Genomic DNA, 14,174 nt, shown 5'->3' with positions numbered 1-14,174 from the left:
ATTTTACCTAGGGCGCTATTTAAGTTTCGCTAATTCAATAATTACATTATTAAAATAATAGTATTGGTTTTGAAACCAGTACGTATTAGCATATTGCTCAATATTATTAACATTGTTTAACGATAGAATTGCGTTTGCTCTGTCATAAGCTTTTTTAGCATTTGCCAAATCATTATTTTTAAGATATGCCATGGCTAAACCTAGGTAAGCATCAAAATCCATGGTGTCAAAAGAAATGGCTTTTGTGAAATCTGAAATGGAGTTATCAAACGCCCCTAAAAATAAGTTCGATGCGCCTCTATAAAAATAGCCAAAAGCATTGTTTCTATTAAGTCGTAACGATCGTGTTAAATCACTTTGCGCTTCTTCAAAATATTTAATATCCATTAAAAAAGCACCTCTATTATAATAGTTATCGGCACTAGGGTCTAAAGCAATAGCCATGGAATAATCTTCAACGGCAGCAGTGTTTTTTTCGACGGCTTTGTACGCTATGGCGCGTAAAGCATAAATATTAGGATTGTCCGGAACTTGTTTTATAATAGTAGTAAAATCGTCTATAGCTCTATCAAATTCACCCAAATCCAATTTTACACAGGCTAAACTATACAAGGCATCAATAAAATTTTCATCTAGCATATAGGCTTTAGCATAATCTACTTTAGCACCTGTAAAATCTTTTAAGCTGTATTTGGAGTTACCACGATTGTAATACGTATCGGCATCCGGTTCTACAATAATAATTTTAGAGTAATCTACAATGGCTCCACTATAATCGCCCAAATCATTTTTGGCCGTAGCTCTATAGAAGTAGGCGTCTAAGTTTTTAGGCTCTTCGTCTATAACTTGGTTAAGTAGTTTTATTCTTTCATTAAGATCTGTAGTTCTTAATGCTTTTCTCAATACCTTTTTCGCTTGTCCAAAATTAAGCAACGGTATCACGACAATAATAAGGAGTATTAGTTTTTTCATCATTAAAATTTTATCCACAAATAACATGCCGTTTTACTTGTCTCAAGAAATCTTAGTGAAGATAATTTAAATTTTATTGCTAAATAAAAATATTTACAAAAAAAACAGACATAATAATGAGGATGTTTCTCTAAAAAGGATGTCCTTTTAATGGTTGGTGTATATTTTATGAGTTTTTATTTAAGGTACTAGTCTTTCTTTTTTACTCCTGTGGTACTTTAAATAATTCAATCGAAAATCAATACTACGATATGGAGTTTCATTTATAATTCTGGAATATTGTTTAACGTAAAATTTAGACCTTTAAACAGAAGTGTTTTCAAATTGAAAATGCCAACTTTTAACATATTTTTATTTTATCGATAAATCGACGAAATGCAATAAAACAGAAAGATTAAGCCTACAAAAATATTTTATTTTTGCGTTTCATCGAAAATATCAACACAATATCGTAAATAAAATGTAGGTTTGCATAGCTTCTTTTTGTAAGGTAGTTAGTCTCTCAGTATTACAATAACCTAAAAAGATTATGATGATGAGACGAGAACTGCCAACCCATTTTTTACAATTTACTTTATTAATAATTTTTTCTTTTTTCAGTTTATCTGGTAAAGCCCAAGTCGCCCAAGTTGAAGTTCTTGGAGGCGCAATTATAACAGAAGGATCAACCATAGGTATAACAGAAGGTAATAGTTTAGATTTTAGAATTACCAACCTTGAGCTTGCTAATTGTGATTATCTAAAAATTCAAGATGTTAATGTCTCTAATACTTCAGATTTTGACGTTTCTCCTAATAGTCCTGCCACAAATATTAAACCTTTAACCTGTTTAGGAGGGGATAAATTTCTTGATTTTGAGGTTGAAACTACAAGTCTTTCATGTGGTGCTAAAAGTACATTGGTAACTATAGAAATTAGTAACCAAGCAAACTTTACTTTTACACTTCAAATAAATGCATCGCCCGAAATATTTGTTTTAGGAGGAAGTCCTTATGCAGATATATACCATGGCGATACCGTAACATCGGCTTTAAATGGCACCTTTTTTGGTATTGTAGATAAAGGAACTTCAATAACTAGAACTTATGTTATATCTAATATAGGTAGCTGTAATTTAGATGTACTTTCTCTAACTAGTTCTAATGGCGATTTTGTAGCCTCTTCAATGTCTCCAATTCCATCAAACAATATTAATCCTTATAATTCCATTGCGTTTAATGTAACTTTTACGGCCCCTGCTACAGGATCGGGAACACAAACAAGTGTAATTAGTGTAGGTAATTCTGGTAATACAACTTTTACTTTTACAGTAAAGGCAGAATTGTACGATTTTAGTATTCCTGGTCCTGGTGGTATTCTTGCTGAATTTAGACTTTGGTTAAAATCGACAAGAGGTGTAACCGAAACAGCATCTAAAGTATCTGTTTGGGCAGATTTAGGAACAAATGGTAAAGATGCCACACAACCTATAGTTGATAAACAACCAACTTATTTGGATACCGAAGCAGACAATATTAATTATAACCCAGTTATAAAATTTGAAAATGATGGAGCTTCGTTAGAGCAATATTTACAAAATTCTAGCGATGGGTTTTATAGTCAAGACATTTTTATTGTAATGATACCCGATACACCTATAACATCTGCATCGTCAAGAAGCACTATTTTTTCTGGTACGGTTACTGGTTTGCCAGGAGATATAACAGGTGTTGGTTTTGGAGATTACTCGGGAGAATTTAGTAACGAAGTACTGTCCTATAATCAAGGTATTCCTTTGTCATTGCCATTAGGGCTTTATAATGGAGTTGCAGATGAGGCTACTGTGACATATGATAAACCAGGAATTATTAACGTTCGAAACAATTTAACAGCTTCTGCGCAAGAGTTGCTTTATAACTCAGATATTGTTTCTACAAGTACAGTTAATGATATTCCATATCTTAACATTGGAATTACAGAGGTTGTAGCGCCTTTTACCGTATATGGTTCGGAATATTGGATTGGTAGAAACATGGGGGTTCAAGGAAGTTTAAATGGTCGTATTGCAGAAATATTTACATATGCAGAACGGGTTACAGATACCGATAGGCATAAAATAGAATCCTATTTAGGTATAAAGTACGGGATTACTCTAGGCTCTAATATAGAAGCAGAAAAAGATTATATTAATTCGTTCGGTACTAAAACCTGGGATATTACTACCAACTCTGGCTTTAATTACAATATAGCAGGAATAGGGAAAGATTCTATATCAGATTTAAATCAAAAACAATCTAAAACGTTAAACTTTGATAATGAGGTAACTATTAGTTTAGGGAATGTTTTTGCTACTAACAATTTAAATACCAATGAGTTTAAAAAGGATGGCGATTTTATAGTATGGGGAAACAATAACGGGCCATTTACAGGTTCAGGTACCAATACAGTAACGGTTGCTACAGGCATAACAACGGCAATAACAAGAATAGACAGAACTTGGAAAATAGTTGAATCGAACGAGCATGTTAATGGCGATGTCGAAACTGTATATGTTTCAATCCCATCGGCAGCGTTTAGTGGGTTTTCAAAAACTGCTACCGAGGAGTATGCTTTAATTGTAGCCGATAATGCTAGTTTTGGCGATGGTGATATTATTGATGTTATTCCGCTAAGATCATCAGATTCAGGTTTAGATCTTCGTACGTGGTATGATTTTGACGGTACTAAATATTTTACTTTTGGTAAGGTTTCAAAATTATCAGAAAAACATACGGTTGATATTGAAGCGGGCGATTATTTAGTGGGCGAGTCTGAAATTAACTTAAATGTAGACAACTTTACAATTTCCGCATGGATTAAATGTTCAGCAAACGCTAGTAATAGAACCTTAATGGCTAAAGGTGAAAAACTCCAAATGCGTTTAAATAGTAGCGGTAATATTGAGGTGTATATGGACGATAATGTGACTCCTAAATATACTTCAAATATGGTTCTGGATGATGGGAAATGGCATCAAGCCACTTACATTTTTGATAGTGGAACTATATTAATGTACATAGATGGTATCCTTGATAAATCTGTACAAAATATTGTGCATCCTACTCCAAATTATAATAACTATTGTATTGGAGCCTTGTATATTGATAAGGATACTGTTACTAATCCCCTTTTAGGAAGTATTGAAGAAGTTTATATTTGGGATGTTGCGCTCTCTCACGATCAGGTTCGTTTTTTAATGAATCAAGAAATTGAACGATTTAATGATAGCGGAACCGATTATGTTAGCGGAAAAATTATTCCTCAAGCTTCTGCATGTAACGAAACAGCTTCGATTCCTTGGAGTAGGTTAAGAGTGTATTATGATTTTAACTCATTATACGGCTCTACTATTGAAGGTTTAACAGACGAGCGTTATTTTTTAAGATTAAAATACCTAAACAAGGATAAAACTTTAATCGATGAGCAAACTGCTCCATTGCCATATGTTACTGCTGCCGATGGAACATGGGATACCGCTGGATGTTGGTTAAATAGTGCTAATATGGCTATTCCAAATTCGTTAGGGTTAGATGGTGTTACCACTATAGATTGGAATATTGTTGAAACGGCACATAATATATCTTCAGGAGATAGAGATATTACACTTTTAGGTTTAATACAAACCGCTGGAGTAATTACAATTGCAGATCCTATAGGATTTCAAGACGAAACAAATTCAGGACAAGGTTTAACCATTTCGCATTATTTAGAATTGGATGGTGTAATTGATTTAATTGGTGAGTCTCAATTAATACAAAAAGAAGGTAGTATTGTTGATGCCGATAGTGGTGGTTTTATTGAAAGAGATCAACAAGGTACAGCTAATGGTTATAATTATAATTATTGGTCATCATCAGTAGGGCCAATTAGCGGTAATACATTAACACGAGGTACAGGAATGGCTTCGGCTAATGGCGATCATACTATATCTAATGTTTTAAATGATGGTTCATTTTCAGCATTTTATCAGAGCTTACTTTTTAGTAGTTCGCCAGATGGAAGCGGAACGCCACCTCCACCAGGTTTGGCAAAAACCATAAGCACCTATTGGTTATACAAATTTTATGGTACTGCCGATTCTTATAACTCATGGGCGAAAATTAGTGAAACAACACCTTTAATGGCAGGAGAAGGCTTTACCATGAAAGGAACTTCTGGAAGTGTATCCATTACAACCATGCAAAACTATGTGTTTACAGGATTACCAAACAATGGAGACATTACCTTACCGTTAGATAGTTCTACCGAAGAGGTAGATCGATTAATAGGAAACCCTTATCCATCAGCTATAGATGCCGAGGCATTTATTTTAGATAATTTAAGTGTTGCCGACGGTGGAACAAATCCTAATGGAACTGTTATAAACGGAGCGTTATATTTTTGGGATCATTTTGGAGAAGAAAACTCACATAATTTAGCACAATATGTTGGTGGTTACGCAACCAGAAATTTAATTGGCGGAGCGCCAGCAATAGCTAATGATAGTCGACTTAATGCAACTGGAGGCATAGGTACAAAAGTACCAGGAGAATACATTGGTGTAAATCAAGGATTCTTTGTGAGCACCTTGTTAGATGGTTTTGAGAATGATAACGGAGCCACACTAACAAAAGTAGATGGTGGAGACATTGTGTTTAAAAATAGTCAGCGTGTTTTTGCAAAAGAAGATGGAACATCATCATTGTTTTTTAAATCGGCTAATGCTAAAAATAATAAGGTTCAAGTTCATAAAGACAATACACCAAGAATAAAACTTAGGTATAACTCACCAATGGGTTATAACAGACAAATTATTTTAGGTGCTAATACTAACGCCTCTAAAAACTTCGATGTTGGTTATGATGCCTTTATGGTCGATGTTTGTGTAGAAGATATGTATTGGGTGTTAGAAAACAAGAAGTTGGTTATACAAGGTGTCGATAAATTTAATGATATACAAGAGTATGATATAGGATTAAATGTGAAACAAGCAGGTCTAGTAAAAATTGAATTAGAAGCTTTAGAGAATCTAGCTGAAAATACACCAGTTTATATTAAAGATTTAACAACCAATGAAACCTTTCCTATTAACGATAACGCTTTCGAGCTTTATTTAGAAGCAGGAGAATATACAGAACGCTTTAAGTTAGTGTTTAATAATACCCTTTTAAGTGTAGAAAATAGTGTTGAAGAATCAGATAAAATTTTAGTGTATTATGCTAACGAAACTAAGCAACTAAATATAATTAATAAGAGCAATTACCTTGTTAATGACCTTGCGGTTTATAATCTATTAGGACAAGAAATTAAAACATTAAAGTTAAACACAACAGAAGATAAATCTATTTACCTACCATTAAATACGGGTATGTATATTATAGATATTAATTCGGAAGTTGGGAACATTAGCAAAAAAATAATAGCAGATTAATAGCCCTAAGAATTTTTATTTTTTGAAGTGAAGCGTTACTTATACCCTGAATGTAATTTGGGGTATAGGTTGGGCTTGAATTTTTAATTAGCCCAGTTTAAGGAAGTCTTTTTAATTCATAAAGCCACTTACTTGTCGGTCTTATATTTATTTAAAGAAATTGCTGTTTTATTCTGGTATTTTTTTAATATCACCATTAACAGAGCAGGAAGCCTTAACTGTATTAAATATGGTCCCGAACTTTTCAATATTCTTTTTAAGTAAGTTGATATTTAAATTTTGGTCTTGACTATAAATTTTTAATTCATAATAAATATCGTCCATTCTTGGAGGTTTTTCAAGGCGAGTGGCGCTAACTGTTATTTCTGCTTGCGAGTATTCAAAATTCATTAAAATAGAGAAACGTTCAACATTTTTAAGAATACATGATGAAAATGAACCTAAAAACAATTCTGCAGGATTTGGTAAAGTATCAGATGATTCCGGTGTTGTTCCAAAACCAATTTCCGATGCTTTAATTTGTATGGAACCATTGTTTTTTGAAGATGAGCTGGCTTTACTAAAATACTTCATAATTCATGTTTTTTAGCTAGGGGTTAATGGTTTAACATAGTTGTTGGTGGGTTTCTTATTCCGTGATTTTTATGTGTCCGTTCAGTTCTAAGATTTTTTCAATAAATGATTCATTTGTTTTCGGGCTTATGTAGATTTCGTTGTACTTGTCATATTTCACAATCAGCCCTTTTCTTGAAGTGGCAGGTCTAAATCCAACCCAAAGCGTTTTTCCTTTTACAATTTCTGTTATTCGGTCAACGCTTATTTTTCCGTTAAACGGTCCGCTTTTGTAAATCAAACCGTTTTTCTTGTTCAATTCATAATGAGTTCCCAAATACAGCCAAAAGAGGAGTCCAACAACAGCCAAAATCAGAATTAAAGTCCAATACTCCTCTTTTTTCATTTCACCTTTTGCAACTCCAATTATTGTGATTCCAACCAGAAAAGCATTAGTTCCAAGAATTATTAAACTGAATAATATGTCTTTTTTACTATCGAATTTCATTTTTTTTTAGCTTGCCTAACGTGTTGTTGTATGGTTTGTTACATGATTTATTAAGTACTAAATTTAGCAAATAAAAACCGAATAGAAAATCTGTTAGGATTTTTGTAAGCAAGCTCGAATTAGCCTTTAATTATAAACCATTTTGTGGTTTCTTTATTTCTTCAGTTCTAGCTCAATTAACTTTAGTATGGTTTCTATTTCCGCTTTTATGCGACCAAATAACTTTGGTCCATTCGTGGCTTTAGCCAACAGTTGATAACCGAACAGGTAATTTTCAAATTCGACTAATTTGAACATCTGCTTGTTATTTACTTTTCCGGAAATCGACTCGTTTTCAAAATCCATAAATCCTATATCACTTATAATGTTTCGCACACTTCCCTTATTATATAAAAGAGTGCGTAAATTATCGTCATAAAAATTTGCTTCATTTAGCTGAATGTTTAAAAAATCTAATGAACTTTCAAAGGATGCCATATTTTGCCTTAAGCTTTTATTCAAAATGATATTAAGCTTACCTGAGCTAATTATGTCATTTAAAACTCCTGTTGAAGGTAAATAGCTTAATTGGCTACCAAGAACAGGGGCAAACATTTGCGATATTGCCTGATTATTTATCGTGTCAAGGACGTTTTTGTTAAATAGGGTAGATAGATTATCGAGTGATTCTATTCGTTGTTCATTTTCTTGAATAGAGGCATTTATTTTATTCAGGTTTGTTTCAAATTCTGCTTTTAGAGACAATAGATATTCCTGCTCTAAACTTCTTTGTTCGTTGTATTTATTGTTATTATTAATCTGTAAGGCTATTAATATCCCAATAACAACAAGCACAATTTCTCCAACGGCATAAAGTAGATATTTACTGAATTTGTTTTCAGTTAGCAATCTTTGTCTAATTTTTCTAAAAAATTTTATCATTTGGCTAAATGTTGGTCTTAATGAAGGCTAACACGTTACAAAATCACTTCTCCGTTTCATATCCCAAAAGCAACTCAGAATAAAGCAGCTTTTTAATCGTTGTTATCCTGTAAATATAATTTATTTTTTTGTACAAAAAACAAAACCCCAAGCCAAAGCTTAGGGTTTTAAAATTTATAAATATCTTGTTTTAAGGTTTTTATTCACCTAAAAAAGGATATCTGTAATCCGTTGGTGTAACAAAAGTTTCTTTTATCATTCTTGGCGATACCCAACGCAATAAGTTTTGTGCACTACCTGCTTTATCGTTGGTTCCAGACGCTCTGGCTCCGCCAAACGGTTGTTGTCCTACAACGGCACCTGTTGGTTTATCGTTAATATAAAAGTTTCCTGCGGCATTTTGTAAAGCTTCAGTAGCCTGTGTAACTGCATATCTGTCTTTCGAAATAATGGCACCTGTTAAGGCGTATTCACTAGTTTCATCTACTAGTTTTAAGGTTTCCGCGTAAGCGTCATCTTCATAAACATAAATGGTAATTACAGGTCCAAAAAGTTCGGTACACATGGTTGTGTATTTTGGGTCTTTGGCAAGAATAACGGTAGGTTCAATAAAGTATCCTTTGCTTTTATCATAATTACCACCAGCAATAATTTCGGCATCTGCATCGGCTTTAGCGCCATCAATATATTTTGCTAGTTTATCAAAAGAACCTTCATGGATAACAGCAGTAATAAAATTGCTCATATCTTCTGGCGATCCCATTTTTAAAGACTTTAAATCTTCAATAACGAAGTCTTTAACAGCGTTCCATAAACTTTTTGGAATATAAGCTCTTGAAGCCGCACTACATTTTTGACCTTGAAACTCGAAAGCTCCACGTACAATTGCAGTAGCTACTTGTTTTGCATTGGCCGATTTATGGGCAACAATAAAATCTTTCCCTCCAGTTTCACCAACAATACGTGGGTAGGTTTTATAGTTGTGTATATTGTTTCCTATTTGTTTCCAAAGCTCTTTAAATATAAATGTAGAACCCGTAAAGTGTAATCCTGAAAAATCTGGACTCGCCATAACCGTATTGGTAATCATTACGGGGTCTCCAAACACAATGTTTATTACTCCTGGAGGCACACCTGCTTCTTCAAAAATATCCATAATAACTTTAGCAGAATATACTTGGCTGTCACTAGGTTTCCAAACTACAACATTACCCATTAGTGCCATGCATGCTGGTAAGTTTCCGGCAATAGCAGTAAAGTTAAATGGTGTAACTGCATAGGTGAAACCTTCTAACGGACGGTATTCAACTCTGTTCCAAGCATCGCTTGTGCTTTCTGGTTGTTCCATATAAATGTCAGTCATAAACTGAACATTAAAACGCAAGAAATCTATTAACTCACAGGCAGCATCTATTTCTGCTTGATGTATGGTTTTAGATTGCGCAATCATAGTTGCTGCGTTTATTTTAGCACGGTAAGGTCCTGCAATTAATTCGGCAGCCTTTAAAAAGATTCCTGCGCGTTGTTCCCAAGGCATTAGCGACCACGATTTTCTAGCCTCTAAAGCGGTAGAAATGGCATCGTCAATATGCTTTTGTTCTGCTATGTGGTACGTACCTACAATATGCTTGTGGTCGTGCGGTGGCGACATGGTTCTGGTGTTTCCAGACTCCACATGTTTACCGTTAATATATAAAGGCACATCAACTTTACTATTAAACATTGCCTTGTAAGTCTTTAGAACTGCATCACGCTCTGGCGATCCAGGAGCATAAGATTTTACAGGTTCGTTAACCGCAACTGGCACATTAAAAAAGCCTTTTCCCATGATATTTGATTTTTTGTTATTGAATTTTCAGTAAATCTGATACAAACTTAAGAATAATTAAATGATAAATTAAAAGGAAGCCTTCTTAAATGCAAGTTAAATTTTATTTATATTTTGTAAGTTGCCAAAGTGTTTTAAGACTATGTTTTTATATGTGTACAGTTACAATACTACCAATAGGAAATAATGATTTTGTGTTAACCTCTAATCGAGACGAAGCGCCAGATAGATTATCCTTAGTGCCAGAGTTTTATACCGTTAAAGGAAAGACCTTGTTATTCCCAAAAGATATAAAAGGAGGCACATGGATAGGTGTTAGTGAAAATAATCGGGTAGTGTGCGTACTTAATGGTGGTTTTAAAAAACACGAAAGGAAAGCTAGCTACAGAAAAAGTAGAGGTATTGTAGCTAACGATTTTATGGTTTGTGAAACTATTGTGCCAACCGTTGAAGCTTATAATCTTGAGGATATAGAACCTTTTACAATGGTTATTGCAGATTGGAATTCGGGTTTAAAATTCTACGAATTGGTTTGGGATGGTAAATACAAACACTTTGTAGCATTGCCTTTAGAGTCGAGAATTTGGTCGTCTTCAACCTTATATTCTGAAGGGATGCAAAAGGAACGCCAAATTTGGTTTGAACACCTTGAAGCCTTTAATGCAGAGGTAATGTTAGCATTCCACAGTAAAAAAGATGAAAACAATTTAGATTACGGTGTAGTTATGGATCGTGGTTTTGTAAAAACCACAAGTATTACACAAGTAAACAAACAAGGCAATAGTGTTGGTATGCGTTATGAAAGTCTTGAGAACAATAAAGTAGCTACAAAAACCTTCAATCTACCCGAAGTTGTTAATGGATAATACAGGTATTATTTTAACATTGGCTTATCCGGATACTATTGTTATGGTTTCTGAAGAATGGTTTTCTCCATTTTTAAAATATGTTGGGGTTGGTAAAACCAATTATCTACGTGCAGGTCATGCCGCATTGGTTTTAATTAATAAGGATACAGGTGTTTTAGAATATCATGATTTTGGTCGTTATATTACGCCAGAACCTAATGGTAGAGTTCGTGGTAGCGATACCGATAACGAGTTGCACTTTCCAATACAGGCCGATATTGATCCTGATAGCCAAAGGGATGGCCAAATAAAAAACTTAGATGCTATTTTAGGGTTTTTAGCAACGCATCCTAAACTTACCCATGGTGATGGTAAGTTGGTGGCTTCGGTTTGTGGTGCTGTTAATTATAAAAAGGCGAGAGCACATATAACTAAAATGCAAAATAAGTATTTTATACGGTATGCCGCATTTATAAAAGATGCCTGTAATTGTGCCCGTTTTGTAACAGATACTTTAATAGCTTCGGTAACCGATACTCAAATTAAGAAGCGTCTTGAAAAATCGAAATGGTTTACACCAAGTACAGTGGGTAATGTATTGCTTGCTGATACGGAAGCGTCTCCTTACGAGGTTTCTGAAACTGGCGAGATTTCAGCATTTAAAGGCACTCAAAAAAGTGAAAACATTCGGTGTTTTTTAGATAAACTTAAAGATCATAAAGTTAATTTGATAGGAACGCAAGAGGTAAAATATATTGATGGTTTACATGATAAGGCGCAATGGTTGTCTGGTATTGCTGCTGGCGCTTGGTTTGAATTACATGATTTAGGAACTAAAAGTGAATATCGATTTAGGCGAATTTCGCCATATGGCAACATAGATTGTGATGCTGTTTTTATTGTTGAAGATGATACGTTTGATGTTAATTTAGACTACGAATTTATTCATTATTCAAATTGTAAATTTTTTCAAGTGAAACAGCGTGATGTTGTTTTTAGGTTTAATCGGAAGGTTTAACTAATTCCTATTCAATATTGTTATTCTTGTTACTATCGCGTTAGGGATTGAAGCGGCATCCTTTTTTTTAAACTAAGAAAATTAGTTAGCTTTCAACTAAATATTAAATAGTTAGCAATGTGACTCACTCCTCGCTTTAACCTTAAAAAAAAGATATAGCGGAAAGCCCGACCCTTGTGGTAACGCCCAAATAATATAGTGCTGTAAATATGGATCTTTTTGGAGATTGCTACACTACACAAAAGTGTGATTTGCAATACTTTTTTAGTTTATAGCAAAAGGTGCGCTTAACTTAAATGTTGGGATGGTAACTTTAAATTTTTGAGTGGTTGTAAAGTTTACCATGCTGTAATGACCTTGCATAGCGCCAAAAGGTGATGTTAGTAAACATCCTGATGAGTAGGTGTGCGATTCGCCTGGTTTTAACACTGGTTTTTTACCAATAACGCCTTCGCCAGAAACAGTCTCTACGTTGTTTAATGCGTCTAAAATTTCCCAATGGCGCGCATAAAGTTGTACAGAGTCTTTACTCTGGTTTTCGATTGTAATCGTGTATCCAAAGGCGTATTGTATTTTATAGTTTTTATAAAATGAACCTTCGAAAGTGGTCTCGACCGAAATTTTTATTCCTTTTGTAACTTGTTGAACCATTGGTGTGCAAAGTGTTAACGGTTGCTAAAATAATAAATATTAAGCGGTTAATGTAAATTTTAGTGAGTTTGATGTAAAAATTAGATGAAATGCAATTTTAGACATCAAAATTTGTTAAATAACCAATTGCTATTAAAAATAGTAACGGCATTTTGCGTGTTTTATGCGATTTAGTTGGTTATGTTGGTCGATGATACCTCGTTATAACCTATAATACGATCGTAACGGGCACCTAAATTTCTGTAATAAACCAAAACTTTATAGCTGTTTTCGGTTTGCCAAAAGTTGCCACTTATGGCACCTTCATTTAAAGTACCGTCTTTATTTACTACTACATATTTATAGTTATAAAAACCTTGTTTTAGTCTCATGGATTTTTTATAGATTTCTCTATCAGGGTCAAAAGTCATTTTATTAGTTTCATCTAGCGCGTAATTGTTGTAATTACCATAAATGTAAATGTGCTCGCCATTATACATTTCTGGGTACTGTAAAGTAAAATGTAAGTCGAGGTAATCGGCCTCTATGGAAACATCGTCCTTGTCTATAGCGACAATTTTAAATTTACCATTAATGTCTGGGTTGTAGGTGTACGGTACATCGGCCCTTGCAACATCGGTAAATAAATAGGACTGGTAAAGGTCTTCTAGTGCTATGGATTGTATGCGGTTTGTGGCGGCTCTAACATCTTTAGTTTCTACAAATAAATATTCGTTTCCTCCTGGAAAAGCAGTTTCCTTAGTGTAACGATATATTAAGGTGTTGCCCAAAGTGTATTGCGGTTTTAGGTTTGAAATAACTGTGTTTAAATTGCTGTTTTGAATAATTAAAGCTTTTACTGTTTGCTGTGGGTTATTAACCTGTGGTCCTGTAGCAATCTCAATATCTACGGTTTGTGTGGTTTCTATATTGCTAATATCTCTAGATCTTTTAATGGCTATTCCTGGTGTAACCATATTTTCATAAATCATGAATTTTCTTGAAAATACCAACTCATTATAAGAGTCGTAAATTGAAATCATGTAGTTACCCGAAACTTTTAGTTGTTTGGTTTGCTCGTTAGGAATGGACAACTTGTAATGCGAATACATTTGAAAGGTATTAAACGAGTTGGTGTAATCTTGAATTCTAAAATTATCGAAACCGAGCATGAATTCAGATTTAATAAGGACAGAGCGTTTCCAGTTGTAATCAAAATGTTCAATTTTATAGTAAAAATCGGGTTCGTCGTCTACCAAGGCATCAAACTCTAAATAAAAGGTGTTTCCTAGTTCGATTACAGGAAGTTCGCCCAAATCGCTACTGCTACTTTTAAAAGTAATAGACTTTATGTGCTCTGGAGGATTCACTTCTTCTACTTGACTGTAAAGTGATCCAGCAGTAATAAAACAAAGGAGTAATAAGGTAAACTTGAAAGACATTCTGCGTGTTTTGTGTAAATATAAGCA

At 33.9% G+C, this 14,174-nt stretch carries 10 protein-coding genes; 3 read left to right on the top strand and 7 right to left on the bottom strand.

Annotation, left to right across the window (positions count from 1 at the left end; translation table 11 throughout):
- Positions 1-15 precede the first annotated feature (15 nt).
- Positions 16-975, bottom strand: coding sequence for a tetratricopeptide repeat protein (locus tag HNQ90_RS16515; protein WP_172625883.1), 960 nt, complete (start codon positions 973-975; stop codon positions 16-18).
- A 526-nt stretch (positions 976-1,501) separates the two neighbouring features.
- Between HNQ90_RS16515 and HNQ90_RS16510 the strand changes: the two genes are divergently transcribed.
- Positions 1,502-6,400 (top strand): DUF8202 domain-containing protein, encoded by a 4,899-nt coding sequence (locus tag HNQ90_RS16510; RefSeq protein WP_144116773.1) that lies wholly within the window; start codon positions 1,502-1,504, stop codon positions 6,398-6,400.
- 168 nt (positions 6,401-6,568) lie between these two features.
- Here HNQ90_RS16510 and HNQ90_RS16505 read toward each other — a convergent pair whose 3' ends face one another.
- The 4 genes from HNQ90_RS16505 to pruA form a co-directional block, all read right to left on the bottom strand.
- A complete protein-coding gene (locus tag HNQ90_RS16505) occupies positions 6,569-6,973 on the bottom strand; it encodes an OsmC family protein (protein ID WP_144116772.1) in 405 nt (134 codons plus the stop codon).
- 55 nt (positions 6,974-7,028) lie between these two features.
- Complete coding sequence (locus HNQ90_RS16500) at positions 7,029-7,460, bottom strand: PH domain-containing protein (protein ID WP_144116771.1); 432 nt, start codon at positions 7,458-7,460, stop codon at positions 7,029-7,031.
- 153 nt (positions 7,461-7,613) lie between these two features.
- Positions 7,614-8,381: a DUF6090 family protein gene (locus HNQ90_RS16495; protein WP_144116770.1), complete on the bottom strand. Its 768-nt coding sequence runs from the start codon at positions 8,379-8,381 to the stop codon at positions 7,614-7,616.
- A 199-nt stretch (positions 8,382-8,580) separates the two neighbouring features.
- Positions 8,581-10,209 (bottom strand): L-glutamate gamma-semialdehyde dehydrogenase, encoded by a 1,629-nt coding sequence (gene pruA, locus HNQ90_RS16490; protein ID WP_144116769.1) that lies wholly within the window; start codon positions 10,207-10,209, stop codon positions 8,581-8,583.
- A gap of 152 nt (positions 10,210-10,361) precedes the next feature.
- On the opposite strand from pruA, the gene HNQ90_RS16485 reads away from it, so the two are divergent.
- Both HNQ90_RS16485 and HNQ90_RS16480 read left to right on the top strand, forming a co-directional pair.
- Positions 10,362-11,075: an NRDE family protein gene (locus HNQ90_RS16485; protein ID WP_144116768.1), complete on the top strand. Its 714-nt coding sequence runs from the start codon at positions 10,362-10,364 to the stop codon at positions 11,073-11,075.
- On the top strand, positions 11,068-12,075 hold the full coding sequence (locus tag HNQ90_RS16480; RefSeq protein WP_144116767.1) for a DUF6695 family protein: 1,008 nt from the start codon (positions 11,068-11,070) through the stop codon (positions 12,073-12,075). The genes HNQ90_RS16485 and HNQ90_RS16480 overlap by 8 nt, the downstream gene beginning before the upstream one ends.
- Before the next feature lie 264 nt (positions 12,076-12,339).
- Here the strand turns inward: HNQ90_RS16480 and apaG are convergent, their stop codons facing one another.
- The gene (apaG, locus tag HNQ90_RS16475; RefSeq protein ID WP_144116766.1) at positions 12,340-12,726 is read right to left on the bottom strand and encodes a Co2+/Mg2+ efflux protein ApaG; all 387 of its coding nucleotides are present in this window, start codon (positions 12,724-12,726) and stop codon (positions 12,340-12,342) included.
- Positions 12,727-12,896: 170 nt separating this feature from the next.
- Positions 12,897-14,147, bottom strand: a complete 1,251-nt coding sequence (locus HNQ90_RS16470; protein WP_144116765.1) for a type IX secretion system plug protein — start codon at positions 14,145-14,147, stop codon at positions 12,897-12,899.
- Positions 14,148-14,174: the final 27 nt, after the last annotated feature.

The sequence above is a fragment of the Algibacter amylolyticus genome (assembly GCF_014202225.1).
Lineage (GTDB): Bacteria > Bacteroidota > Bacteroidia > Flavobacteriales > Flavobacteriaceae > Algibacter_B > Algibacter_B amylolyticus.
This window is presented reverse-complemented; position numbering and strand designations above follow the sequence as displayed.